Annotated in this window: 21 protein-coding genes; 9 read left to right on the forward strand and 12 right to left on the reverse strand. The window is 55.2% G+C overall.

Features of this window, described 5'->3' with window-relative positions; genetic code table 11:
* The first annotated feature begins 28 nt into the window (after positions 1-28).
* The 4 genes from ACAW74_RS26580 (at position 29) to creD (ending at position 3,566) form a co-directional block, all read left to right on the forward strand.
* The gene (locus ACAW74_RS26580; protein ID WP_370701298.1) at positions 29-832 is read left to right on the forward strand and encodes a hypothetical protein; all 804 of its coding nucleotides are present in this window, start codon (positions 29-31) and stop codon (positions 830-832) included.
* The gene (locus ACAW74_RS26585; protein ID WP_370701299.1) at positions 829-1,785 is read left to right on the forward strand and encodes an ATP-grasp domain-containing protein; all 957 of its coding nucleotides are present in this window, start codon (positions 829-831) and stop codon (positions 1,783-1,785) included. Before ACAW74_RS26580 ends, ACAW74_RS26585 begins: the two co-directional genes overlap by 4 nt.
* A 14-nt stretch (positions 1,786-1,799) precedes the next feature.
* Entirely contained in the window at positions 1,800-2,093 is a 294-nt protein-coding gene (locus tag ACAW74_RS26590; protein ID WP_370701300.1) for a hypothetical protein, read from the forward strand.
* A 90-nt stretch (positions 2,094-2,183) separates the two neighbouring features.
* On the forward strand, positions 2,184-3,566 hold the full coding sequence (creD, locus tag ACAW74_RS26595) for a cell envelope integrity protein CreD (RefSeq protein ID WP_370701301.1): 1,383 nt from the start codon (positions 2,184-2,186) through the stop codon (positions 3,564-3,566).
* 97 nt (positions 3,567-3,663) lie between these two features.
* Here the strand turns inward: creD and ACAW74_RS26600 are convergent, their stop codons facing one another.
* The 3 genes from ACAW74_RS26600 to ACAW74_RS26610 form a co-directional block, all read right to left on the reverse strand.
* Positions 3,664-5,058 (reverse strand): glycoside hydrolase family 140 protein, encoded by a 1,395-nt coding sequence (locus tag ACAW74_RS26600; protein WP_370701302.1) that lies wholly within the window; start codon positions 5,056-5,058, stop codon positions 3,664-3,666.
* A 62-nt stretch (positions 5,059-5,120) separates the two neighbouring features.
* The gene (locus ACAW74_RS26605; protein ID WP_370701303.1) at positions 5,121-5,627 is read right to left on the reverse strand and encodes a GNAT family N-acetyltransferase; all 507 of its coding nucleotides are present in this window, start codon (positions 5,625-5,627) and stop codon (positions 5,121-5,123) included.
* A gap of 13 nt (positions 5,628-5,640) precedes the next feature.
* Positions 5,641-5,970, reverse strand: coding sequence for a low molecular weight protein tyrosine phosphatase family protein (locus tag ACAW74_RS26610; protein ID WP_370701304.1), 330 nt, complete (start codon positions 5,968-5,970; stop codon positions 5,641-5,643).
* A 117-nt stretch (positions 5,971-6,087) separates the two neighbouring features.
* Here ACAW74_RS26610 and ACAW74_RS26615 point away from each other — a divergent pair, with 117 nt between their 5' ends.
* Positions 6,088-7,110 (forward strand): hypothetical protein, encoded by a 1,023-nt coding sequence (locus tag ACAW74_RS26615; RefSeq protein WP_370701305.1) that lies wholly within the window; start codon positions 6,088-6,090, stop codon positions 7,108-7,110.
* A 77-nt stretch (positions 7,111-7,187) separates the two neighbouring features.
* Here ACAW74_RS26615 and ACAW74_RS26620 read toward each other — a convergent pair whose 3' ends face one another.
* Positions 7,188-7,895 carry a porin family protein gene (locus tag ACAW74_RS26620; protein WP_370701306.1) on the reverse strand — a complete coding sequence of 236 codons (708 nt, stop codon included), beginning with the start codon at positions 7,893-7,895 and terminating at the stop codon, positions 7,188-7,190.
* A gap of 132 nt (positions 7,896-8,027) precedes the next feature.
* Between ACAW74_RS26620 and ACAW74_RS26625 the strand changes: the two genes are divergently transcribed.
* Positions 8,028-10,292, forward strand: coding sequence for a S9 family peptidase (locus ACAW74_RS26625; protein ID WP_370701307.1), 2,265 nt, complete (start codon positions 8,028-8,030; stop codon positions 10,290-10,292).
* Positions 10,293-10,612: 320 nt separating this feature from the next.
* On the opposite strand, the gene ACAW74_RS26630 is transcribed toward ACAW74_RS26625, so the two are convergent.
* The 3 genes from ACAW74_RS26630 to ACAW74_RS26640 all read right to left on the reverse strand — a co-directional run bounded on the left by ACAW74_RS26630 (position 10,613) and on the right by ACAW74_RS26640 (position 12,566).
* Complete coding sequence (locus tag ACAW74_RS26630; protein ID WP_370701308.1) at positions 10,613-11,050, reverse strand: DUF4259 domain-containing protein; 438 nt, start codon at positions 11,048-11,050, stop codon at positions 10,613-10,615.
* A 277-nt stretch (positions 11,051-11,327) separates the two neighbouring features.
* Positions 11,328-11,777 (reverse strand): hypothetical protein, encoded by a 450-nt coding sequence (locus tag ACAW74_RS26635; RefSeq protein ID WP_370701309.1) that lies wholly within the window; start codon positions 11,775-11,777, stop codon positions 11,328-11,330.
* 264 nt (positions 11,778-12,041) lie between these two features.
* Complete coding sequence (locus tag ACAW74_RS26640) at positions 12,042-12,566, reverse strand: hypothetical protein (protein WP_370701310.1); 525 nt, start codon at positions 12,564-12,566, stop codon at positions 12,042-12,044.
* A 278-nt stretch (positions 12,567-12,844) separates the two neighbouring features.
* Between ACAW74_RS26640 and dnaG the strand changes: the two genes are divergently transcribed.
* A complete protein-coding gene (gene dnaG / locus ACAW74_RS26645) occupies positions 12,845-14,947 on the forward strand; it encodes a DNA primase (protein WP_370701311.1) in 2,103 nt (700 codons plus the stop codon).
* A 61-nt stretch (positions 14,948-15,008) separates the two neighbouring features.
* The gene (locus ACAW74_RS26650; protein ID WP_370701312.1) at positions 15,009-16,661 is read left to right on the forward strand and encodes an alpha-L-fucosidase; all 1,653 of its coding nucleotides are present in this window, start codon (positions 15,009-15,011) and stop codon (positions 16,659-16,661) included.
* A 120-nt stretch (positions 16,662-16,781) separates the two neighbouring features.
* On the opposite strand, the gene dnaK is transcribed toward ACAW74_RS26650, so the two are convergent.
* Positions 16,782-18,719 carry a molecular chaperone DnaK gene (dnaK, locus tag ACAW74_RS26655; protein WP_370701313.1) on the reverse strand — a complete coding sequence of 646 codons (1,938 nt, stop codon included), beginning with the start codon at positions 18,717-18,719 and terminating at the stop codon, positions 16,782-16,784.
* 268 nt (positions 18,720-18,987) lie between these two features.
* Positions 18,988-19,533, reverse strand: coding sequence for a hypothetical protein (locus tag ACAW74_RS26660; protein WP_370701314.1), 546 nt, complete (start codon positions 19,531-19,533; stop codon positions 18,988-18,990).
* Between the two features lie 126 nt (positions 19,534-19,659).
* On the opposite strand from ACAW74_RS26660, the gene ACAW74_RS26665 reads away from it, so the two are divergent.
* Complete coding sequence (locus ACAW74_RS26665) at positions 19,660-20,106, forward strand: nuclease A inhibitor family protein (RefSeq protein WP_370701315.1); 447 nt, start codon at positions 19,660-19,662, stop codon at positions 20,104-20,106.
* A gap of 22 nt (positions 20,107-20,128) precedes the next feature.
* Here ACAW74_RS26665 and ACAW74_RS26670 read toward each other — a convergent pair whose 3' ends face one another.
* The 3 genes from ACAW74_RS26670 to rpmI form a co-directional block, all read right to left on the reverse strand.
* Positions 20,129-22,657, reverse strand: a complete 2,529-nt coding sequence (locus ACAW74_RS26670; protein WP_370701316.1) for a fibronectin type III domain-containing protein — start codon at positions 22,655-22,657, stop codon at positions 20,129-20,131.
* A gap of 153 nt (positions 22,658-22,810) precedes the next feature.
* Positions 22,811-23,152: a 50S ribosomal protein L20 gene (gene rplT / locus ACAW74_RS26675; protein ID WP_041258284.1), complete on the reverse strand. Its 342-nt coding sequence runs from the start codon at positions 23,150-23,152 to the stop codon at positions 22,811-22,813.
* A 168-nt stretch (positions 23,153-23,320) separates the two neighbouring features.
* Complete coding sequence (gene rpmI / locus ACAW74_RS26680; RefSeq protein WP_041259314.1) at positions 23,321-23,518, reverse strand: 50S ribosomal protein L35; 198 nt, start codon at positions 23,516-23,518, stop codon at positions 23,321-23,323.
* Positions 23,519-23,658 lie beyond the last annotated feature (140 nt).

Genomic DNA, 23,658 nt, shown 5'->3' on the forward strand with positions numbered 1-23,658 from the left:
ACGACCAGCCCATTAACCGTTCGTTATCATGAAAACACTGTTGCTCCTGGGGCATGCCCACGACAGCACGATTCCCGCGCTATCCTGCCTGCTGCATGAACGGGGATCGGCGCGGGTCGAGTGCCTCACCGACGCCGAGTTGGTGGCGGCACCCAACTGGCAGATACAACTCTGCAACGCGACTACCGACTGGAAGCTCACCCTTGCCGACGGACGCCATTTTTCGGCCCAAACCGTCGATGCGCTGTATAGTCGGCTGGGTTATCTGACGCCGCCGCCCTTCGCCAACGCCACTGATACCGCCTACGCCCAGGCCGAATGGCACGCGCTGCTGGCCGGTTGGCTGCAAAATCTGGGACCAACCCGGCGGCTGGGTACGTTGTTCCCGACTACCCTGGCCGTTGGCACCGCCAATCCGCTGCTGCGTATCCATCAACTGGCGCAGGCTGGGCTACCCGTAACGGATTTGTGGGTGACGGCCACACCGCCGAAACAGGGATTATCAACCATGACCACTTCGACAGGCGGGCAGTGGCGACAGGAGCCGCTCAACCACCAGTTTAGCTCGGTGCTGGCCACGCGTCAGACGCTAACGGGCTCCCTGGCGCGGGTGTTTCGCACGGGTATCCGGCAGCTACAGGCTCAGCTCGACTGCGAACTGCTGCAGGTTTATTTCTGCCAGAGCGTCAGTGGCCATTGGAAAGCCACCAACTACCAGACGCTCGTGCAGCCCGATTCGGAAGCCCAACTCGCCGCGCTGGCAACGTACCTGATCCAACGTACCCACGCCCCTACCGAACCCGCGACTCACCTCACACCTGCCCTACCATGATCCTGATTGCTGGCATTGCCTCCGAAGAACCCACCGCGCAGGTCATCGAGAGCGCGGATTCGCTGGGTATCGACTACCTCGTGTTTAATCAGCGCGACGCCGGCCACTACGACCTGCGCACGTCGATCACGGCCAATAGCCTCCGGGCCGAACTGTGCATCGGTGGCCAGTGGATCGACCTGACGACGCTCGACGGCCTGTATGCCCGCCTGATGCCGCCCGACACCTTCCCCGACGTGCAGGTGAAGGGGACAGCGCTACGCCTGCCACCGGCCCTGCACCAACGGCGGCATTTTATCAATACGCTGTTTACGCAACTGGTCGATCTGCTGCCGATTCGGGTCATCAACCGCCACGAAGCGATGGAATCAAACTTTTCGAAGCCTTATCAACTGGCGGCTATTCGCGCCGTGGGGCTGGGGATCCCGGCCACACTGATGACCAATCAGGTCGGGGCCGTGGGGGCGTTTGAGGCCGAGCGGGAGGCGCTCATCTTCAAATCGATCAGTTCGACGCGCTCAATCGTGAAGGTGCTGACCGGCGAATACCGCGACCGGCTCGCGAACCTGACGGCCCTGCCCACGCAGTTTCAGGAACGGTTGCAGGGGCATAACATCCGCGTTCACGTGGTGGGCGATGCCCTCTTTGCCGCCTCTATCGACAGCACCGACGTGGATTATCGCTACGCCGGGTCGGGCGGTGGCACTACCACTATGCAACCTGTTACGCTGCCCCGGGCCATCGAAAAAGCCTGTTTCGACCTATCTAAGCGGTTAACGCTGCCGTTGTGCGGAATCGACCTGTTTAAAACCGAGCAGGGTGCGTACTATTGTTTCGAGGTCAATCCGTCGCCGGGCTACACCTACTTTCAGCACGAAGCCGGGTTGCCCATTTCAGACGCCATTGCCCGTTACCTGGCTACAGGTTCGGCCGTTCTTCAGCCCGTTCATTAATCCATTAGCAGCCTATGCAAATCATCGAAAATCGGACGCAGGTTCGGGGCGTCGTGCAGCACTTGTCCACCCAAAGCGATGTGGCTCAGTTTGGAGTCGTCCACCTGCTTGTGCAGCACCTGTCCACCGTTGCCAATGTCGCCGACCTGCTGTCTCCCCGCGAGCCCGACAGCCTCACGATACTGGTGCCCCTCGCCGAGCTTGCCAACGCAGCTCTAGCCACAGGACAAACGGTAGAGGTTGTGGTACGCTTGGCTACACCCGACCGCCTGTTTGCCCAGCCCGGTACGCTTCGGCGCGTCCGTTGAGACCGGGTAAACTTTTTTTCGCAAAGTCATTGACTCTTACATTTTTTGCTCGTTTACTTTGCAAAACAAAGTACTTTTACACCAATCACCATGGACCCTTTTTCATCGCCTCAGCCTTCGTTATTCGACCGGCTCAATCAGTGGTTACGCACGTCTACGCTCATCAAGCTGGCGACCATCGGTTTGCTCATCATGCTGTTGCTTATCCCGACAACCATGCTTCAAAACCTGATTTCGGAGCGGGAAAGCACCCGCGACCTGGCCGTTGCGGAAGTAAGCGGGAAATGGGGAGGTGTTCAGACCGTCAGCGGCCCTATTCTGTCGGTGCCGTACACGGTGGTGGAGAAAGACGAGAAAGGAAAAGAATCACGCTATACGGCCTACGCGCACGTCCTGCCCGACGACCTGCGCATCACGGGTACGTTGCAACCCGAACAGCGCAACCGGGGCCTGTTTCAGGTGATGCTTTACAACACGCGCCTGCGCCTTCAGGGTACGTTGCCGCGCCCCGATGTGGAGCGACTTGGCATCGACCCCGCTGCTATTCAGTGGAATCGGGCGTTTGTGTCGGTGGGCATCAGCGACATGAAAGGCATTAAAGACGAAGTGCGACTGCGCGTAGGCGGCGTGGGGAGCCCCCTGCCAGCCATGACGGTCGAGCCGGGCGTGCCTACCGACGACGTGCTGGCATCGGGCATCAACGCCCGCGTTCAGGCAGGCGACTCGCTGCGGTTCGACTGCGAGTTGAACCTGAACGGCAGTACCGATCTGTATTTCATGCCCTTTGGCAAGCAAACGACCGTATCGCTGACCTCACCCTGGGCCACGCCAAGTTTTGTGGGTGCCTCGCTGCCCGATCAGCGCACGGTCAGCGGGTCGGGTTTTGGGGCGCAGTGGAAGGTTTTGCAATACAACCGCAACTATCCGCAGCAGGGGCTTGGTGCCTTCCTGACTCATCGCTCAACGGCGCAGGATGGAGTCACCACCTCAGCCGCCACGGGCACGGAGTTTGGTGTTCGGCTGCTTACGCCCGTGGACGAGTACCAGAAAACGATGCGCTCGGCCAAGTATGCCGTTATGTTCATCCTGATCACGTTTACGGCCTTTTTCTTTGTCGAAGTGCTCGACAAACGGCGCATCCACCCCATTCAGTACCTGCTGGTTGGTTTTGCGATCTGTCTGTTTTACCTTCTGCTGCTGGCCATTTCGGAGCATATGTCGTTCAACATGGCGTACCTCATCAGCGCGGCGACGGTGCTGGCGATGATCACGTTCTATGTCCGCTATGTCTTCGAAAACATCCGCCTGACGGCGCTGTTCAGCGGGATTCTGGCCTTGCTCTACGGCTTCTATTTCTCGCTGCTTCAGCTTGAAGATTATTCCCTGCTGCTGGGTACGCTCGGCCTCGCGCTGATCCTCGGCACGATCATGTACCTGACCCGCCGCATCAACTGGTACCGAGCCTACGCGTAAACAGTATACAGTGGACAGTATGCAGTGAACAGTAAGACATGGCACTAACCACTGTCTACTCTTCATTGTGTACTGCATACTGTCCACTGTATACTGTTCACTGCCCACTGTCCACTGTCAACACCCAGTCCTGGCCGTAGCCGCTGGTGGGGGGCGTGAATCGCTGCTCGCCGGTGTTTGGGTACATGCCAATGGGTGTCGACTGCCCCGTGCGGGGGTCGAACCAGGCGGCGGTAAGCTGTTTGCCCTCGGTTTTGCCCAATAACAGCGTGAAGGGGCGACCCGCCGATGAGTAAACGAAAGCGTAGGTACGTCCCCGCGTCGCCTGGATGCGCTCGGCGGGCGGGTAGTTGTTTTCACGAATCAGCGACTGATCGGGCACCCGTTCGAGCAGGGGGCGGCTGGTGAGCAGTTGGCGCACAAAACGCATCTGGCTGGCAGCGGGCAGTTCGAGCGCCTCTTTCCAGCTCATATGCGGCCCGTTGACCGGCGTGCGGCCCGGCGCAAATAGCTGCCAGACATCGTGGCAGCCGTAAGTTTGGCCGTGCGCACCGGCAAACAGGGACAGATATACCGATTTGCGCACATCGAGCGCGTTGGACGTACCCAGTGCCTTCGCATTGAAGCAGACGGGATGGTCCTCGTAGATCGGCTCGGCGTCCATCGTGGGTTTGGTGGGCTGCCGGTTATAGCTGGTTGTCAGGTAATCATAGACGGGCGTATCGCGGCAGTGGCCCGTCTGGTGCATGTTGAAATCAAACCAGGCGTCGGCCTGAAACCAACGCCCCGCGCCGCCATCGGCTACCGAATTAGGCTGGGGGTGGAAGGTCATCAGGGCTTTATCGGCCCCACCTACGCCCTGCTGAATGCCTTCGGCCATCGCCCGCCACACCGCCACGTCGGGCGAGCCCTCGCGGGGGGTACGGTCGCCGCCCAGCACCCAGATGATGTTATCGCGGGTTTTGTAGCGGTCGCCAATCCAGCGGCCATAAGTGCGGGCGTTATCGACGTTGAAAACCTCCGGCCCCTCACCCCACCGATCTTTAAAGAGTTTATCGCCCCAGGTGGGCAGCAACGCCACCGCAATCCCCAGCGACCGGGCCTTGTCGATAATCCAGTCGACGTGTTCAAAATAGGCCGGATTAGGCGTGGTAGGGTCGTTGTTGAGCAGCGGTTTCTGGCCGTAGGGGTTCGGGTCGTTCAGGCCATTGAGTTCGGCCAGCGCCACCGCCTGCACCACCGTGAAGCCCTGTTCGGCCCGGCGGCGCAGGTAGTACTCGGCTTCGTCGCGGTTGAGGCGATGAAACAACTCCCAGGCCGTATCGCCCAGATAGAAAAAAGGCATATTGGTGCCGGTCGCCGGGTCGGCATGAACCAGATACCGCCCGTTGGCCGATACCCGCAGCGGGCCGCCCGTCCAGGGCGTTGGCGTCAGTTGGGCGTGTGCAGACCACGCATAGCCAAGCAGCAGAAGCAAGAAGAGTCGTTTCATGTCGGAAGGATTTAGCCATAAAGGGCAAAGCACCACCCGCTTTACTAGCGTGTCCCTTATGGCTAGTTACCCAGCCGTTCCCACCAGCGGACGCGCTCGTCCTGCTCGAACGGCCGGAATCCATTGTTGAGCAGCACCGTTTGCGAGGCCGTGTTGTGCAGGGCCGTTTCGGCCACCACCCGTCGGGTATAGGGCTGGCTTAGTGCCCAGGTCGTCATCGCTCCCACAATTTCGGTCATGTAGCCTTGCCGCTGAAAGGCTGGGTACGTCCCATAGCCCAGTTCAACGGTCTGTTCCTCGTCGGGCATGCCTTTAAACTTCACGTCGGCCACAAACTGATTCAGGCTGGTGTCGAGTGCAATCCAGAGGGTGTCGTAAATCGACTGGCGAGCGGGATTTTGCAGAAACGGGATCGTAAAATGCCGCAGGATGCTCAGCAACGGCTCGGTCACTTCCCGATGACCCGGCCGAACGCCCATCGCCTCTTCGAGTAGGGTGCCGCCCGCAATGTGTAGCCGCACCTGCTCCAGCGACAGCGGTAGCAACATAAGCCGGGGTGTTTCAATCATGGGTGGCGGTTGGTTAGTCGCCCGCAAGATAATCGGCAACACGATTGGTCAGTATGTCGACAAGTTCATCGTCCATGTAACCGTATTCATCAGGAATGAGCAACGTAACGACCGGTTTTTGATCAACCAGATCGGCATAATGTGCCTGAATCCAGTCGCGGTGTTTGCGTTCCATCACAAACACAATGTCGGCCCAGCCGAGCAGGCCCGGCGTTAACTTTACGCGAGCGCCGGGCGCTGTTCCAGCTGAACGTACCTGATAGCCCGGTTCCTGCTCAAAAAGGCGTTCGGCGGTCAGGCTGCGTTGCCGATTCCGGCTACAGACAAAAAGGAGTTTCTGCAAAAGGCGATCAAGCTAAGGTGCATTCGTCACACACAGTCTAATTTATGCCTTCGGGCTTTAACCGTATCAAGATTAGCCCGATAATCGTATCAATAAACCAGTACGATCCCTTTTCCCATGCCGATCATTTCCCGAAAGAAACAGGTTTACTCGATCCGGCAGCCCCTGCGGCATTACCTGACGCACTACAACCGCGAACACGACCTGCCTATTCAGTATGCCGATCTGCTTCGGTTCGACAACTCGGTGACGCTGTTCGACAAGCGCAACCGTGATACACTTTGGGAGACGGTCTATTACCCCGCTTCGGAGTCAAACGATATGTTGCAGGCCCTTAAGCAGATTTATGCCATCCTGAAAGCCGACGGCGACATGTCGGTGACGGGCCATCTGGCTATCGACCGGGTCGACCTCTGCATGTATGGCAACACGGCACCGTTTCGGGTACGTATCCGCAATCAGGTCAACGACAATTTCGATTATTTCTACCTCAAGAAGGCCGATGCGTCGCGCATTTATGGCCTCGAACTGGAGCACATTCTGTCGCCTAACCGGATCAGCTACCTCACGAGCGGACAGACGCTGATCGAAGAGCACATTGCGGGCATTCCGGGCGACATGTTTTTCGAGCAGCGCATCAACGAAGATGACCTTAACCCGGTGCGGCTGTGCAAGGAGTTTGTCAAGTTTAACGAACGCTGTTTTGTGCGGTTGCTGGGCGATATGCACAGCAGCAATTTCGTGGTCGACCTCACGCCCGACTTCGACGAGGTGTATTACCGCATCCGCGCCATCGACTTCGATCAGCAGTCGTATGAGGGGCGCAAGTCGGTGTATATGCCGCAGTATTATCGGCAGAATCAACCCATTATTGACCTGGGCACGAAGACGTTGACCCCCGAGAGTGTGCGGCAGTATCAGATTGAAGAACGGTCGTTGATGGCCGGGCGGCTAAAGGTGGAACAAAGCCGCATTGGTGATCTGATGGCCGCCATGCGTCACGACGAAATCGCGCCGCCCTCCCACGTGCGGCAACTGGCCGACGCCCTCAACCGCCATTACCAGACCACTCGTTTCAGCGCTGGCCGCAGCATGGGCGACCTCGTCTGGCAAAGCCTCGAAATCCTGGCCATGCATTAGGAGATTGGAACGCGGATGACCTGGATTTTCAGGATGATCACAAGTCATCTTGGCAGTTGAACAATCAGTTAGTGCGGTTATTTCTCGTAATAAAGGGTTTGGGGGGTTCTTTTGGCGCCCAATATAAAACCGACAGTTAAGCCCGTTGTCTGGTTTCGTTGAGTCTGTGCGGAGAAAAAATTGGTGGGCTTGATAAGCCCTTCTGTGAAGTTTGCGGTAATTAGATAATGGTTCAGTTCGAGGCCTGCTATAAGTGTATACCCGTAGTCGAAACGGTTATACTGATTAGCCCCTCCCTGGTTAGCGCCGTTGTTAACCCACTTAATGTCAATATCATATGACTGATACAGGACATACCGCTGTATATCTCCCATAATTCCAACCGCTCCATACGGCCCCGCCCCGACAAAAACTTGCCGATTCTTAGCGAATTCGAATCGATAGACTACCGGTGCCGATAATTCCAGATATAAAGGCCGAAATTTGCTCTCGTTGCTGCCGATGACCACACCCGTATTCCCGTTGACTACTTCTCCTTTGAAATAGACTCCTTTAAAACTCGCCATTAGTGTAGGTTGGATACTCACCAACTGCCCTATCGGCACGTCAGCCAGCACACCACCCTGGAACCGGTAGATCGAGTTAAACGAGGTATTATTCTCAATAATGGGATATGTAACTCGGCTTTGCTGCATTCCAAATCTGATGCCAAATCGGGGCTGACCAAGCGCGTTTGATCCCAGCAAAACCACCCCCCCCAGCAAAAATGATAGAAAAGATGCCATAGTGTTTGTAGATTAAGGACACGGAAATATATACATTCTGGGCAGAGTTCTGCAAGGTTTGTCAGTAAACCTACCTCTATACTGGTCAAACCCATGAACGTAAGTATTCAGGTCTTTTCGCATCTTGCAGGTATGATTCGACTTGCATCGCTCCTATTGTTTTGGGCCTACTTCGCCACTGCCCAAACTCCACCCGTTGCCACTACTTCCGCCCAAACAAGCAAAATCCTCGTAACCGATCTTACCCGCATTAAACAGATCGGCGAGATCCGGCTGTCGCCTAACGGCACACAGGCGCTCTATACCCTGACCAGCATCGAAGCCGCTGACCAGCCGTTTGAATACGACTATCGCACGCATATCTACCTGACCAGCACTACGCCCGGCAACGTACCCAAGGCCCTGACGCGCGGCACCGAGAGCGCCCGGCAACCCGTGTGGTCGCCCGACGGGCAGGCGGTAGTGTTTTCGCGGGCCGTGAAGGGCAAGGCCCAGCTTTTTGTGATGTCCCTCGGCGGCGGTGAGGCCTACCAGCTTACCAACCTGCCCTACGGCGCCAGCAACCCGCAGGTATCGCCCGATGGCAAACGCATTCTGTTTTCGAGCACGGCATCCTTTACCGAATTACAAACCGACACACTGCTGAACCCGACGCGGCAGGGACCGCAGTGGTCGCTCGAAAAACCAGGGCTCGCCGGGTACGTACCCAACCCCAAAGAAACGGTCAAACCTAACCCCGACGGCTCGCTGCCGGAGGTACGGGCGTACCTGGCCAAAGATGTCGACGACAAAAAGGCAAAGGTGATCAACCGGCTTAACTTCCAGGGCGAGTCGACCACCGAGCCGATGATGAGTTTCCAGCACCTCTACGTGGTCGATTTCCGAACCGATGGCCCCATGCCGACGCCCAAAGCCATCACGCGCGGGTTTGCGTCGTATCAGGCAGCGGTCTGGCACCCCAACGGACAGGTGGTGCTGGCCGTTACCGACCGCAACCCGGCCCAGCACCCCGACCGCGAAGTCGACAACGCCATTGTAGCTATTGCTACCGACGGGTCGGCCACGATAACGCCCGTGGTGAGCGAAGCGGGTAAATCGTTTGCGAACCCTACTCCCTCGCCCGATGGCAAACGGCTGGCGTACCTCGGCGGCAACTCGCGCGGCGTGGGTTTTGCGCCGCTGATGCTAGCCGACCTGAACGATACCTCGATCAGTAATGCCAAAGAAATCGTCTTCGACCGGGCGGCAGGCAACCTGCGCTGGACCAACGTACCTGGCCCCAGCACCGCTAAACGCAAGGCCAACGCTACATGGACTTATACCACACTGTATTTCACCGCCCCGTCGGATGGTGGTTTCCCCATTTACCGCCTCAATCGGGAGGGTGTCACCGAGCGGCTTAGTCCGTTCGAGCTGGGCCTGACCAGCTTCGACATCGCCAACGGCCACCTGGTTTACAGTCAAACGAGCATCGACGACCCGGCCGCCCTCTACACCGCCACGTCCGACTTCACGACCCCGGCCCTGCTCAACGCGCCCAACGCCGACTGGCTGGCGGGCAAAACGCTCAGCCGCCCCGAAAAGCACGTCTACACCAACTCGAAAGGGCAGGCAGTCGACTACTGGATCATGAAACCGGCCAACTACCCTGCCGGTGCGGGGCAAGCTCCCTCAGGCCGAACGTACCCGCTCATCCTAAACATGCATGGCGGCCCAACGGCCATGTGGGGGCCGGGCGAGCAATCGACGTGGCATGAGTTTCAGTACCTCTGCGCGCAGGGCTACGGCATCGTCTACGCCAACCCGCGTGGGTCGGGTGGATACGGACAGGCGTTTCAGCGGGCCAACTACCGCGATTGGGGTACGGGCCCGGCCGAAGATGTGCTGGCCGCTGCCACCGCCGCCGCCCGCGAAAGCTGGGTCGATACGTCGCGGCAGGTGATCACGGGCGGGTCCTATGCGGGCTACCTCACGGCCTGGATCGTGGCGCACGACAATCGGTTCAAGGCCGCGTTTGCGCAACGGGGCGTCTATGACCTGACTACCTTCATGGGAGAAGGCAACGCCTGGGCGCTGGTACCCAACTACTTCGGTCTGCCATGGGAGCCGGGCGCACAGGCTGTGCTCGATGCCAATTCGCCGTATTCGTTCGTACAAAACATCAAGACACCCCTGCTGATCAAACACGGCGAGAACGACCTGCGCACGGGCGTTATCCAGTCGGAGATGCTATACAAAAGCCTGAAAATCCTGAACCGCCCCGTCGAATACGTCCGGATGCCGGGTGGCACGCACGAACTGAGCCGCTCGGGCAACGTCCGGCAGCGCATCGACCGGCTACTGCGCATCTACGAGTTTTTCGAACGCTTCGTTGGCGATACGGGCAAGGCGAAATAGCGGATTTTGGAACGGATAGACCCATAAGGTTTCAAAAACCTTATGGGTCTTATTTTTCACAGGAAGTTCAGGTACGTCAGTTGGCAATGTTCATGCTCAAAAGCGTGGCTCTATGCTGACGCTGGGTGCTACTGCATTGCTGTCGCTGTTCTGGCACACCCAGCGCCCATAAGTGTTGATGAAGAGGAGACAACTTCACTGAACACAAAACACTGAATCTTTACACATTCGTCAGATTAGGCTGCAAACTCGCCTTTGGGATGTGCTCACCGTCATAGGGAATCGGCCCTGCGCGTAGAAAACTCGACTTGGCTTTACTTCTAGTTTAATCGCTCAATTAGGTCTTCAATACTCTGCCGCCAAGCAGGATATTCGGACTCATTCTCTGCCCACAATTCATTCAATTCCGAATCGTCATCTAAAACTCGATTTAATGCTTTAACTGCCTTCTCCTTTAAGTCAGAGAAGTCTACGTTTGAATGGCGTTCTGGGAAGGTATCGACAGCTAAAGGCTCATCTTGGTTAACCTTAGAAAACATGGTTCCATTTAGTTGTCTGTCCACATAAGCGGCAGCGACTATAACGGCATTGCCTTCGTCAGCTTCCAAATAATCTGCTTTAACGGCATTCTCAAACGCATTCTTAATCAGCTTTTTAGGATTTTTAGCATCCTCAATATCTGCCATAAAATCCAGTGCTGAATCATCTTCAAAGTATCCGTGTCCCCAAGCTCCCATCACTAATCTTTTGATAAACAAGTTGTTAATCCTCAAACATGGTCTGCCGAACAAAACCCGCCCAACGTGCCAAAAAGCCTAACTGCTGTGGCCTGCCATCTGTTGCCGGTGACACACCTTGCACTCAAATTTTGGCTGGTTCACCCAACGCCCCTGAGCGCTAATGATTTTGCCGCTACCTGCGCAAGTGAAGCCCTAACCCGGCTAACCTTTTCACCCTCAGCCGTGTTGGGCGCAGGATGGGCGTGTATGTAGGATGATTCCTGTCGCCCGAAAATGCCGAGTAGCGGAGCTAAAATTAAGCTTCGAGTATCTGCTGCCAGTATACAACTCGATGAGGCGCCGTGTGAGCTATATCAGATAAGAAGGCTGTTTTCAATTGATTGTAAGCGGCCACTAGATCGGCCATCTTGAACTCAATGCGCTGCCAGTCCTCGTCGCCTTCAGCTTCGGTAATGGACTCCACAATAGAAAGGTAGCCGACTCCATCTTGGAAATCAAACTGAACCGCTGGTTGGCCTTGCTCACATTCATCAATGGTGTAGGTATCCTCGCCCTGACGATAGGCTAGTATGAGTTTTGAAAGTTCAGCTAGCCAAATATTAAGGCAAACATCAGAAACGCCGAAATACCCCATATAAGGCACAACAGCCTGATTGATTTTAAACTCCAGGCAGCCATGCAGATGATGATACTCAGGGGTATCATGCAGTAATTGGCCTAACTGGTGTTTGAAAGAAACGCTCATTGATCACGTAGTTGTGACTGCAAGTTAGGTTTGTCAGCGGTTGGTTGGCGTTGATACAAGTACGTACTGTCGGCGGAAGTTGGGCCTGTCGGACGCGATCCACGAATACGCTTTCTTTTTTGGCTTCTAGTGATAGAGCGGCAATCAAGTATGGCAAGCAAGTATACAGAAGCAGTTTCCTCTACATTCTCGTCTGGTTTGATACTCTAACACTCTTTCGGCAAGTAACCCCTGCGGTCCATTCATCGCCACCTGCAACGCTACTTATTTTCGTGGCCGGTTATACCATCGGTACTCTTCCCACCGCTTCAGCTTACGCCAAGCAGGGTCATAATCTTGGTCGGAACCACCTGTTTCGCCACGCCCACCTAACACGAACAGTGTGCTTCTCAATGAATCGATGCCATACTCATTTGTCGTTGTTGATGTAAAGCTCAAGGTGTTGTCATGAATGCCTATCGGCACAGTATAAAATTTGACGATGTCGAATTGTAGCTCCCTGACATGTGTTAAATGTTGAAGCCGTTGAAGCTGCTCGTTCCGCAAAAGAGCCGCCTCTTGGTATTTGTGCTGTTGAAGAAAGACGTTTAGTTCTTGACTCAATTGAGTAACCTTGTCGGCATCGCGGCCGAGGACAAGATTAACTTCCTCTAAAGAGCACAAAACAGGCAGATGGACAATCGCTTTTAGGTCAAGCGTTAGTCCTGTTTGTCGCTCAAACTGCTGCTTGATACTCTTAAAGGTTGGTAAACCTTGAGCAAACTTGAATGAGTGATAGATAAAGCCCATTGGTCGATTTTCCCAGATAGAGGCATTACGTCAAATTTGGTGTATCAGCGGAACGGTGCCGCGCCACAGCCACGTTTGTCAACAAGAATAAGAATTACCGCCAACTAAATTATCATTGAGTGTACCTCGACGTACTGTTCATGGACCTTTGCCAGTCCTACGCTTCGCAATCATAACCAATACTATATCGTTTTGCAACGGCTTTTGCCTAAGCCAACGCTACAATCCTGTTAGCTTTATACGCCGGCTGAACGTGCGCATCGCCTTATCTTTGTTCTATGCGTATCCCGGAGGAAACAGTTGAGCGGATTCGGCAGGCGGCCGATATTGTGGAGGTAGTGGGCGAGTTTGTGTCGTTGAAGCGGCGCGGTAGCAATTACATTGCCTGCTGCCCGTTCCACAATGAGAAAACGCCTTCCTTCAACGTCAACCCGGCGCGACAGATTTACAAGTGTTTCGGCTGCGGCAAAGCCGGTGACCCCGTCCGGTTTGTCATGGACGTGGAGAACCTGGGCTACGGTGAAGCGCTGCGGTACCTGGCCAAGAAGTACAACATCGAGATTGAGGAACAGGAGGTTACGCCCGAAGAGCAAAACCGCCAAACCGAGCGCGAAAGCCTGTACATCGCCCTCAATTACGCCAAGACGTTTTTCCAGGATCACCTGCTCAAAACCGACGAAGGACGCGGCATTGGCCTGAGTTACTTCCGCGAACGGGGCTTTTCGGACCCCACCATTGCCGCCTTCGACCTCGGCTACAGCCCCGACAGTTGGGACGCCCTGCTCACCGACGCGCAGGCCAAGGGTTACAATCCTGAGGTGCTCTCGAAAGCCGGCCTGACCGTCACGCGGGAGGATTCCAAAAAAGTATTCGACCGGTTCCGCGGGCGGGTCATGTTTCCGATTCACAACGTGTCGGGGCGGGTGATTGCCTTCGGGGCGCGGATTCTGAAAGCCGATCCCAAAGCGCCCAAGTACCTCAACTCGCCGGAGACGGATGTCTACCACAAGAGTCAGGTCCTGTACGGCATTTTTCAGGCCAAGCAAAGCATTCGGCAGGAAGACATCTGCTACCTCACCGAAGGCTACACCGACGTGATTTCGCTGCATCAGGCGGGCATCAAGAACGTGGTGGCCTCGTCGGGTACGTCGCTAACGATCGAGCAGATACGGCTCATCAGCCGGTTTACGCAGAACGTAACCATCCTCTATGACGGCGACGCCGCCGGGGTCAAAGCCGCCCTGCGCGGGCTCGATATGGTGCTCGAAGAAGGCCTGAACGTGAGCGTGGCTACTTTCCCCGACAACGACGACCCCGACAGCTACGTCCGCAAGGTGGGGGCCGAGGCGTTCCGAACGTACCTGAAGGGCAACACCCAGAATTTTATCGCCTTCAAAACGGCGGCCCTGCTGCGCGACGCCGGGGCCGATCCGTTCAAACGGGCCGAAGTCATTACGGAGATCGTCGGCAGCATTTCACGCATTCCCGACCCTATCAAACGGCAGGTGTTTTTCCAGAGTACCGCCCAGCAATTGAAGGTCGATGAACAGACGCTGATTTCGGAAAGCAACCGCTTGATTCGGAAACAGCGGGAAACGCAGATCAAGGATTATGAACGGCAACAGGAACGAGATGCCCGCCAGAGCAGAGAGCCTGGCAACCGCCCTCGCCCATCGGGTCCAGAGTCGAGTGGGTACGTTCCCGACCTCCCGCCCGACGATTTTTTCAACGATCTGCTCGACGAAGCCGGCATTGCGCCGCCCGCCGAAGCCCCTTCCACCGGCCCCACTACCCTCAACCAACAAACCGGGGCGGGTACACGTCCGCCCCTCGCCTATCAGGAAGAAGAGTGCATTCGGCTGTTGATGAACTACGGCACCCGCGAACTGGAGCCGGGCATTTCGCTTTGCCATTACATGCTTAGTGAGCTGAACGACATCGACTTCCAGCACACGCCTTACGACCTGATTCTGAATATCTTCCGGCAGGCGTTCAGTCAGGGCGATATCCTGACAGCCGACGATTTTCTGCAAACGGGTCGGCCACACCTCGGCGATTTGCCGCTGGAGCAACGCAACAGTCTGCAATACGAGGCCATCAACATGACCACGCTACGCTACGAAATCAGCGAAAACTGGGAGGAGAAGCACCAGATTTTTGTACCCTCGGAAGAAGACACGGGCGTACTGGCCGAGGCGGCCTTTGGCAACATTCTGCGGCTGAAAAAGCTGCTGGCCGAAGAGCGCATGCACGATCTGCTACAACGCATCCGTACCGTCACCGACCCCGCCGAATCGGATCAGCTTATGGCCGATTACATGCACTTCAAGCGCGTCGACGTGGAGATTGCCAAGCTGCTGGGCACCGTTATTTCGGGATAAAGGCGTTAGATAGCCCGGTTGAGGACCTTTTGAGGGTTATACTTCCTTCGCGTACTCAACCATGAATCGACGATTGCTGCTGAAAACCGTAGCCGGTCTGGCTGCCACACTCCCCCTTTCACGCCTGCCGGGCTGGGCTGCCCCCTACCGCCCCCAACTGAGCGGCGAGCCCATGGCTACGGGCAAATTCAAGCCAACCTGGGAATCTCTACAGCAATATTCCGTACCCGACTGGTACCGCGACGCCAAATTCGGCATCTGGGCTCACTGGGGCGCGCAGTGCCAGCCCGAACATGGCGACTGGTATGCGCGCAACATGTATGACGAAGGTGGTAATGATTACAAATTCCACGTTGAAAAATACGGCCACCCCTCGAAAGCTGGCTTCAAGGACGTGATCCACCAGTGGAAAGCCGAAAACTGGAACCCCGACCAGTTGCTGTCATTATACAAACGAGCTGGCGCCCAGTATTTTATGGCGATGGCCAACCACCACGATAACTTCGACAATTACAACAGTAAGTACCACACATGGAACGCCACTCGCCTGGGCCCCAAGAAAGACATCATCGGTGGCTGGGCGAAGGCAGCCCGCCAAGACGGCCTCCGGTTTGGCGTGAGTGTTCACGCCGCCCACGCCTGGACCTGGTACGAAACTGCCCAACGCGCTGATAAGGAAGGCCCGCTGGCAGGTGTTCCCTACGACGGCAAGCTCACGAAAGCCGATGGTAAAGGCACTTGGTGGGAAGGCTACGACCCGCAGGAACTGTACGCACAAAACCACCCCCTGAGCGAAAATAGCTTGAAAACCAGTTCGATCCATCGGCAGTGGGAATGGGGCAACGGTGCCAACGTACCCCCGGCCGCCTACTGCGAGAAATTCTACAATCGCACCGTCGACCTGATCAATAAATACAGTCCGGATGTGGTCTATTTCGACGATACGGCGCTCCCGCTCTGGCCCATCAGCGACGCCGGTTTGCGGATTGCCGCGCACCTCTACAATAGCAATATGAAACGCCACGGCGGCAAGTTGGAAGCAGTGCTCAACGGCAAGATTCTAACCCCCGAACAGCAGAAATGCATGGTTTGGGACATTGAGCGGGGCCAGTCGAACCAGATTGAGCCGTTTGTCTGGCAGACCGACACCTGCATCGGCAGCTGGCACTACGACCGGCGCGTGTATGACAACAACCGTTACAAATCGGCGCAGACGGTCGTTCATACACTGGCCGACGTTGTCAGCAAAAACGGCAACCTGCTGCTGAGCGTACCCGTGCGCGCCGATGGCAGCATCGACGAAAAAGAGACGGCAATCGTGGAGGGGATTGCCCGCTGGATGGCGATCAACAAGGAGGCTATTTTCGGTACGCGCCCCTGGCGAGTATTCGGCGAAGGTCCAGCCATAGAGTCAGCGGCTCCGCTGAGTGCGCAGGGATTCAACGAAGGCAAGGGCAAGCCGTTCGGGGCCGAAGACATTCGCTTCACCCGCAAAGGAAACACGCTCTACGCCATCGTGATGGGCTGGCCCGCTGATGGTCAGGTACGTATCAAAAGCCTGGGAACCGCCGCTGCTCAGTCGCCCGCCTACACCCGCGTGGAACTGCTGGGTCATACCGAGCCGTTGCGTTTCGCCCAGTCTGCTGACGCCCTGACCGTTAGCCTGCCTACTCAGAAACCCGGCGATTATGCCTACTGCCTGAAGCTCAGCTAGTGGCCTGGGTACGTTTGTCAATACGCAAAAAGCCCCTGCCGTTACCAGCAGGGGCTTTTTGTTAAACCTATAAGGTTTTAAACGGGGGCGCCCAGCCCTTATAGGTTTATACGTTCGTATTTACTTCACTTCTTCGTACGGCACGTCTGACACGTCACTGTCGGTGGGTTGGCCGTTGCCATTGGGCTGGCCACCACCCGGCTGACCACCGGCGAAACCATCCATCGGGTTGGCGCCGTCGGGCTGTCCCTGCGTGGCGGCGTAAATCTCCTGCGAGGCGTTGTTCCAGGCCGTCGTCAGGCTGGCGAGTGCCGTTTCAATAGCGGCTACGTCGCGGGTACCATGGGCGGTGCGAAGCTGCGCAAGAGCGTCTTCGATCGCCTGCTTATTACCGGCCGACAGTTTGTCGCCGTAGTCTTTCAGTTGCTTCTCGGTCTGGAAGATCATCGAGTCGGCTTGGTTGACCTTCTCAATTTTCTCTTTCTCGAGTTTATCGGCGGCTTCGTTGGCTTTCGCCTCTTCACGCATCCGGTTGATCTCGGCGTCGGTCAAACCGCTCGATGCTTCGATCCGAATTTTCTGCTCTTTACCCGTGCCTTTGTCGCGGGCCGTTACGTTGAGGATACCGTTGGCATCTACGTCGAAGGTCACCTCAATTTGGGGCACACCACGCGGTGCGGGCGGGATGTCGCTCAGGATAAACCGGCCCAACTGGCGGTTCTGACCAGCCATCGGCCGCTCGCCCTGCAACACGTTGATTTCTACACTTGGCTGGTTATCGGATGCCGTCGAGAACGTTTCCGTTTTCTTGCTCGGGATCGTCGTGTTCGATTCCACCATTTTGGTGAATACGCCGCCCATCGTTTCGATACCCAGCGACAGGGGAATCACGTCGAGCAGCAACACGTCTTTCACCTCACCCGTCAAGACACCACCCTGAATAGCAGCGCCAATAGCTACGGCTTCATCGGGGTTAACGGCTTTCGACGGTTTCTTGCCGAAGAGTTTCTCTACTTCTTCCTGTACTTTCGGAATCCGCGTTGAACCACCCACCAGGATCACTTCGTCGATCTGGCTGGCGCTCAGGCCTGAGTTTTTCAGCGCACGGCGGCAAGGCTCCAGGCTCCGCTGAATCAGCGAATCGGCCAGTTGCTCAAACTTCGCGCGGGTCAGCGTCCGAACCAAGTGCTTCGGAATACCATCGACCGGCATGATGTACGGCAGGTTGATTTCCGTCGACGATGAGCTCGATAGCTCGATCTTTGCTTTTTCGGCGGCTTCTTTCAGGCGCTGGAGTGCCATCGGATCTTTCCGCAAGTCGATGCGCTCGTCGTTCAGGAACTCCTGCGCCAACCAGTTGATGATTACCTGATCAAAGTCGTCACCACCCAAGTGCGTGTCACCGTCGGTCGATTTTACTTCGAATACGCCATCACCCAATTCCAGAATCGAGATATCGAACGTACCGCCACCCAGGTCAAATACGGCGATCTTCATGTCCTTATCGGTCTTGTCGAGACCGTAGGCCAACGCCGCAGCGGTGGGTTCGTTGATAATCCGTTTTACATCGAGACCGGCAATCTGGCCCGCCTCTTTAGTGGCCTGCCGTTCGGCGTCGTTAAAATAAGCGGGCACCGTGATAACGGCTTCCGTTACAGTTTGGCCCAGATAATCTTCGGCCGTCTGCTTCATTTTTTGCAGAATCAGCGCTGAAAGCTCCTGAGGCGTGTATTGCCGGTCACCGATCTTTACACGGGGCGTGTCGTTAGGACCGCGCTCCACGTTGTACGAGATCTGACCGAGCTCGTTTTGTACTTCGTTATACCGTTTACCCATGAACCGCTTGATCGAGTAGATCGTGTTCTGCGGGTTCGTGATGGCCTGGCGTTTGGCGGGATCGCCCACTTTCCGTTCGCCGTTGCCGTTGTCCATAAACGCCACCACTGAGGGCGTTGTGCGACGGCCTTCGCTGTTCGGAATTACCACCGGCTCGTTACCTTCCATAACGGCCACGCACGAGTTGGTTGTGCCTAAGTCAATGCCAATAATCTTTCCCATAATGTATTGTCGTTCGGGTTGAACAGGTTCAGTCTGCTGACGACACCAACACCCGAATCATTCCTGCAAGCGTTTAGTTCGACAGTCTGCACACTCTCTATCAAGCCAAATGCCAGCTCGTTTGTTTGCCTTTTTTTATGCCAGATTGGCAGCGTTTTTTGCCTTAGTGGGCCAGTCAATGCACGAGTTGGCAGGTGGTACTGACAACCCTACAACAAAAAACGCCGGAGGGGTTTCCTCCGGCGTTTCCGTAATGTTTCTGAATGGCTTATTTGCCGCCAAAGAGACCGCCCAGCATGCCGCCGAGGCCGCCGCCACCGCCCATTTGGCTACCGGCTACGCGCATCAGGTCGTTCATATCCAGTTTGCCGTCGGCCATAGCCGATGAAGCCATGCCCATCCAGTCGGTACCCTGCTGACCCGTTGCGGCTCCCAGAATGGTGTTGCCATCTACGCTGCTGTCGTTAGGGTCAGCGGCTTTGTTCATCAGTTTGCTCAACACAACCGGCACCAGTGCCCCGGCAATCGACATAGCCACCTGCGGCGAAATGCCCAGCTTTTCCATCAGGCCCTGCTGTACGTTTTCCTGTACGCCGTGGGTGACGGGGTTGTCCTGAATGTTGCCGCCGCCATTCACGACCATGCCGAGCAGGTTGCCCAGGCCACCGCCCTGCGCCTGTTGCGTGAGGCCGCCCAGCATACTTTGCACCACCGTTTCCATGGCTGTGTTGTTGTGCTGATTCGGGATGGCGGGGTTATTCACGATCGCAGAGCCGGCGTTCTGCTGTACCAGGTTCATTAGGGTTTCAAACATGAGATAGTAAGGATTATGTGTTCGTTCGGTTTGGTTAAGCGGATAAATGTAGAGAAGTTTCGGGCGGTATCAAGCCAGCCCTAACGTACCCAACCTTTTTTAATTCTTACTGTTTAACCAACTGCTATGACGAACCAACCAGCCGATAGTAACATACCCAACGACCAAAAACCGGCCTCCGATTTCGCTACGCAGGTAACGCCCCTCCTGACCGACCTGCTCTATCCAAGCGAATCCGACGAGCCCATTGAAGTCGTCGATACGTACCTGAAAATGGCCGAGCCGCTCACGGCCAGCCATATCAAAGACTGGCTTATGCTATCCCCATCCGTCTATGTGGAAGAGATGCCCGAGGCCGACTTCTGGGCCCCCGTTACGACGGTTGAAGACTGGTTTGGCGACGACGAAAAAGCGCATGCCCAGCAGTTTCAGCAACTGAAAGAAGCGCTGGAGAAATACCTCACCAACCGGCAGGTATTCCGCGTGGGCGATACCGAGATCGACGTCTACCTGCTTGGCAGACCCGCCGAAGGACCCCGCGTAGGTCTGAAAACGAAGGTGGTGGAGACGTAGCGAAGCTTCTTCTATCTTAACATTATTGGCTAAGTTGGAGCTTAGACCCGAGGCTCACGCTCACCTTACCCTCATTTTTGTATTGAATTTGCTTGGCAACTGCATTTTGGGTTCCCTCAACGGTCAAGCGATGTGCGATTTCAACTGAATCTGTACTGGTAGGAACTCGGTTACAGGACCACACGCTGGGGTCAAGCCATGCGCCGTTCTTCACGGTTCGAAGGATTGTGCAGGCAGTTGTCGTGAAGTTGTAGGTAGTTGTAAAGTCAGATACACCATTGTCTATGCATAAGGTTCGGACGCGCCACTCATATGCAGTGCTCGGCGTTAAGCCTGTGAGTGATAACACGCCAACAGCAGATGTCGTGCTGTTAGGCCATGCAGTAGCGCCCTGAACGCGCCATTGCACCTCATAACGCGCCCCTAGGCCAAATTCATACCAGCTCAAACTGGCGGTATTGGCACTGATAGCGCTGCTTTGCGGAGACGGTATATTGCCGTATGGGTAGCCGGGGCCGGGTGCCCAACAGTAAGGCAGTAGAATGGTACTTGTCGGGTCACCGGGCTGTCCGTTACAAACCTGTTGAACCTGAACATCGTAGCCTGTATTCAACAATGGCTGTATGACATAGTCAAATCCGCTAACCAACGTACTCACTGTCCAGTCACCACCCGCCGAAGGGCGCCACCGAACGCGAAATTGAGGGATAGAAGGTGCCACCCAACCAATAGGCATATCCCATCCAATTTTAGCAGCCCCTGATGTTACAGAGAGTTTTGAAACGAAATTGGGAGAAGCACAAGCCGTGGAGAAGGAGCGCGGCGACGTGTAAATAGACGCATTCGTAACAGAACAAAGCGTTTGAATCCGCCACTCGTAACGTGTACCTGATTGCAGGTTAGACAGTACGACGGAATTCATACCTGTAGCCTCGATCGCGTCCACGCTGATGGTTGTCCAGGCAACAGGGGTTGTATTGTAGGGTCGCCATTGCACCCGGTAAGCGATACCGCCAATTGCTCTCCACCACAGCCCAACCTGACTAAGCGAAACTGCTTGTTCATATTGATAGTTTACTGCTTCGCACGAAGCAGTAAATGAGCGAATTGGCGTGTAAGAGGAAGTGGCCGTTTGCGAACAAACTGCCTGAACCTGCCATTCGTAGGCAGCACCTACCGTCAGACCTGTTAGTGAGGCAAAAGCCGTTTCCGTTCCGTTTGTTGTGTAAGGCGTAACAACAGTCAACGAATTCCAGGCCGGATTCCCGACTTCTCGCCATCGCACATTCGCTGAAGTTGCTCCTGAGACCCCAAATGCCAGAACTACAGCCGTCCCAGTCTGGTCGATTTCCCAATACGAGTCAATATTAGTGCAGTTACCGCCTGCGCTCTGCGTCTGAAAGCTGTTTGTGGTGGTAAAAGCTGAGTTGCTCCCATCTTCACAAACCATTCGTAACCGATAGTCATACGATGTCCCTTGTGTCAGACCAGTGAGTGTATACGTAGAACCTGCTACTAGTTTGCTATTCGGCCAAGTGGTTTGTCCTGATAGTCGCCACTGCAATTCGTACTGCACGCCACTCCCATAGTTGCCCCATGTAAAAATTGCAGAGGTGGCCGTAATCTGAGGCACATTTACATGCTTGGGTGTGTAACATCCCGTTGTAAAGGGTGGTCCGTTTATATAGCCCGACGGTACTCCACTGCACAGCGTCTGAACGCCCCACTCATAAGTGGTTCCGTTTACTAGGCCGGTGAAATTTATAGATGAGTTTGGGGTAATTATTGTTTCTATCCAGTTCTGGGTTGACCCCACTGGACGATAACGCGCCTGAAACTGAATATTGATTCCTAAAAACTGTCGCCAATACACAGAGGCAGCAGAAGCCGTTGCGTAGCTAACGCTCAACTCGGTCGGCACAGAACAAGATGTGGTGAATGAACGGACTACTGTAGCGCTAGACACTGTTCCGTCAGCACACTGACTCACCAGTTGCCACTCATAGCCTGTATTCGGAGTCAGGCCGGTTAGTGAGAAAGGCGAAGAGGCAATATCAGCCACAGTACTCCAAGTAGGCGTACCGACAGGTCGCCAGTTCAAGCTAAATTGATTTAGCCCTGACGGTGCCGACCAGTAAAATTGGGCCGCTGTCGGAGACACAGCCTGTTGAAGTGAATCGGGAACAGGACACGATACTGTAAACGTGCGCGTGACAGAATAAGCTGACATGCCTTCGGTGCATACAGTTCGCACCCGCCACTGATAGGTTGCCTGGTAGGTTAATGCCGCCAGGTTGTACTCAACGAGATTAGAAGCAGTCGTGACCAGTGAAACGGATGTCCAAGTACTGGCGGTAGCAACTTTCCAGTCAAGTTGATAACCAGTAGCACCAGACACTGCCGGAAAACTAAGCCAGATACTGTTGAATGTTTGGCGCGATTCCTGAAGCGCAACAGGGTTAGAGCAAGTTGAGAAGGCTGTATGGGATAAACCTACTCCTATAGCTGCAAAGAGGAGAAACAGAATTGGCTTCCGCAATACCCTAAACATGGTTACTAATTTGAGTGAATGTGTACCAAGTAAGATAATTGTTTTCGAAGAACAAAATACATATCGATTACAGCACTACAGGGGCCTTTTTCTGCTAAACAAAAAAACGCCCCGACTGATGTAGCCGGGGCGTTTTCACAAAAGGGAGTCTGTTTATTTAATCTGATCCACCACGGCTTTGAAGGCTTCGGGGTGGTTCATAGCCAGATCGGCCAGTACTTTCCGGTTCAATTCGATACCTGATTTGTGCAGGGCGCCCATGAATGCCGAGTACGACATGCCATGCTGGCGAGCACCTGCGTTGATCCGCTGAATCCACAGAGCACGGAAATCGCGCTTCTTGGCCTTGCGGTCACGGTATGCATACCCTAACGCTTTTTCAACGGCGTTCTTCGCCACTGTCCAAACGTTCTTACGACGGCCATAGAACCCTTTGGCCAGTTTTAAAATTTTCTTGCGACGTGCCCGTGAGGCTACGTGATTAACTGAACGCATTGTATTGTGCTTTTTTGACGAAGGCGGGACGAGTAATGTACAATGAATAATGTACGATGTACAATGGCATTTGTATCGCCATCATCCATTGTCCATTGGTCATCGTGCATTGTTCATTCCTCTTTTAAGCCTTTTTGTCGGGTGAAAGAATTAACCAAAAAAGGATGACTACGACAGACCCAGCAGGGCTTTGATCCGCGGCTCGTTGCTCACGTGCACCGTTGATGAGTGCGCGAGGTTACGTTTCTGCTTCGTCGTTTTCTTAGTCAGAATGTGTGAGTGGAAGGCGTGCTTCCGCTTGATTTTCCCGGTGCCCGTCAGCTTGAAACGCTTCTTGGCTGCCGAGTTGGTTTTTTGCTTTGGCATGATTGAAACTCCGTTGTAAATGACCGGATCGCCGGCACGATTAAATAAACAGGCCGCAAAGGTACGAAAAAATAGCGTTTAAAGTCTAAAGTCCAAGGTTCGAAGTTGGCTGACGCAAACAGAATATGCGTCAGCCAACT

The sequence above is a fragment of the Fibrella musci genome (genome assembly GCF_041321105.1).
GTDB lineage: Bacteria > Bacteroidota > Bacteroidia > Cytophagales > Spirosomataceae > Fibrella > Fibrella musci.

What these genes read in the sequence shown, in the direction of transcription:
- ACAW74_RS26580 (WP_370701298.1), top strand. Translation starts at nt 29, where the DNA reads ATGAAAACACTGTTGCTCCTGGGGCATGCCCACGACAGCACGATTCCC.
- ACAW74_RS26585 (WP_370701299.1), top strand. Translation starts at nt 829, where the DNA reads ATGATCCTGATTGCTGGCATTGCCTCCGAAGAACCCACCGCGCAGGTC.
- ACAW74_RS26590 (WP_370701300.1), top strand. Translation starts at nt 1,800, where the DNA reads ATGCAAATCATCGAAAATCGGACGCAGGTTCGGGGCGTCGTGCAGCAC.
- creD (WP_370701301.1), top strand. Translation starts at nt 2,184, where the DNA reads ATGGACCCTTTTTCATCGCCTCAGCCTTCGTTATTCGACCGGCTCAAT.
- ACAW74_RS26600 (WP_370701302.1), bottom strand. Translation starts at nt 5,058, where the DNA reads ATGAAACGACTCTTCTTGCTTCTGCTGCTTGGCTATGCGTGGTCTGCA.
- ACAW74_RS26605 (WP_370701303.1), bottom strand. Translation starts at nt 5,627, where the DNA reads ATGATTGAAACACCCCGGCTTATGTTGCTACCGCTGTCGCTGGAGCAG.
- ACAW74_RS26615 (WP_370701305.1), top strand. Translation starts at nt 6,088, where the DNA reads ATGCCGATCATTTCCCGAAAGAAACAGGTTTACTCGATCCGGCAGCCC.
- ACAW74_RS26620 (WP_370701306.1), bottom strand. Translation starts at nt 7,895, where the DNA reads ATGGCATCTTTTCTATCATTTTTGCTGGGGGGGGTGGTTTTGCTGGGA.
- ACAW74_RS26625 (WP_370701307.1), top strand. Translation starts at nt 8,028, where the DNA reads ATGATTCGACTTGCATCGCTCCTATTGTTTTGGGCCTACTTCGCCACT.
- ACAW74_RS26635 (WP_370701309.1), bottom strand. Translation starts at nt 11,777, where the DNA reads ATGAGCGTTTCTTTCAAACACCAGTTAGGCCAATTACTGCATGATACC.
- ACAW74_RS26640 (WP_370701310.1), bottom strand. Translation starts at nt 12,566, where the DNA reads ATGGGCTTTATCTATCACTCATTCAAGTTTGCTCAAGGTTTACCAACC.
- dnaG (WP_370701311.1), top strand. Translation starts at nt 12,845, where the DNA reads ATGCGTATCCCGGAGGAAACAGTTGAGCGGATTCGGCAGGCGGCCGAT.
- ACAW74_RS26650 (WP_370701312.1), top strand. Translation starts at nt 15,009, where the DNA reads ATGAATCGACGATTGCTGCTGAAAACCGTAGCCGGTCTGGCTGCCACA.
- dnaK (WP_370701313.1), bottom strand. Translation starts at nt 18,719, where the DNA reads ATGGGAAAGATTATTGGCATTGACTTAGGCACAACCAACTCGTGCGTG.
- ACAW74_RS26660 (WP_370701314.1), bottom strand. Translation starts at nt 19,533, where the DNA reads ATGTTTGAAACCCTAATGAACCTGGTACAGCAGAACGCCGGCTCTGCG.
- ACAW74_RS26665 (WP_370701315.1), top strand. Translation starts at nt 19,660, where the DNA reads ATGACGAACCAACCAGCCGATAGTAACATACCCAACGACCAAAAACCG.
- ACAW74_RS26670 (WP_370701316.1), bottom strand. Translation starts at nt 22,657, where the DNA reads ATGTTTAGGGTATTGCGGAAGCCAATTCTGTTTCTCCTCTTTGCAGCT.
- rplT (WP_041258284.1), bottom strand. Translation starts at nt 23,152, where the DNA reads ATGCGTTCAGTTAATCACGTAGCCTCACGGGCACGTCGCAAGAAAATT.
- rpmI (WP_041259314.1), bottom strand. Translation starts at nt 23,518, where the DNA reads ATGCCAAAGCAAAAAACCAACTCGGCAGCCAAGAAGCGTTTCAAGCTG.